The sequence below is a fragment of the Dellaglioa sp. CoH-57-MRSF-19 genome, from assembly GCF_056781975.1.
Window position 1 is genome coordinate 1 of sequence record NZ_JBXAXW010000074.1, and the last position, 610, is coordinate 610.

Sequence of the window (610 nt, forward strand, 5' to 3'; positions counted from 1 at the left end):
GATGAGTTCTGGGAGCTTGCTGTTAGGCATTGTGTATTCCTCAATGGTTGTGAGCGCCGCGCGCTCGATGCAGATGGTTATGGCGTTTGTCGTGGCAGCTTTTGCACAGCGATAGGAGATTCGACATCGTGTTGGTGCCGCCCCGTGAGAGAGGCACTATGTGGTGTACTTCCACAGCAGGGCGCAGGCATTGCTTGCCGCCCACTATGGCCCGGCACTTGTTGCCATCGCGTGCCACAACCTTGGCCCGTATTTCCCACCAACCGGCGCGCGTCTGCATGCCGTTAACCGTGTTGTAATTCTCACGACGTATCGAGCCCATACCAGACTTACCGCGTCGTGCACTTCTCGTACGTCGCGCAAACATGTTTAGGCCCGGAAGAAAATTCGAAGATCGTTACCGATGCGCTGGATGCAGATGTTATGCAGTGCAGAACACGCGAACGTGGGTCGATCCAACACACCCTTGTTTACTCGCATCTTGTAGCCCAGCTTGTTAAGAACAAGGATCGTGACTTCTGCCTCGTCTCCTATTTCCATAGGGTTGCTCTTATGGAAAAGATGATTCCGACCCATAGAATAACGGATGCGGCTAGCGCCAAGGCTGCGA

The 610-nt window shown here is 54.1% G+C and carries 2 protein-coding genes; both read right to left on the minus strand.

What is annotated here, in order from left to right; translation table 11 throughout:
• Window positions 1-40: 40 nt before the first annotated feature.
• On the minus strand, window positions 41-367 hold the full coding sequence (locus tag AC1RO3_RS08275; protein WP_353890731.1) for an HNH endonuclease: 327 nt from the start codon (window positions 365-367) through the stop codon (window positions 41-43).
• 2 nt (window positions 368-369) lie between these two features.
• The coding region (locus AC1RO3_RS08280; protein WP_481763970.1) for a hypothetical protein at window positions 370-610 on the minus strand (241 nt) is incomplete at its 5' end.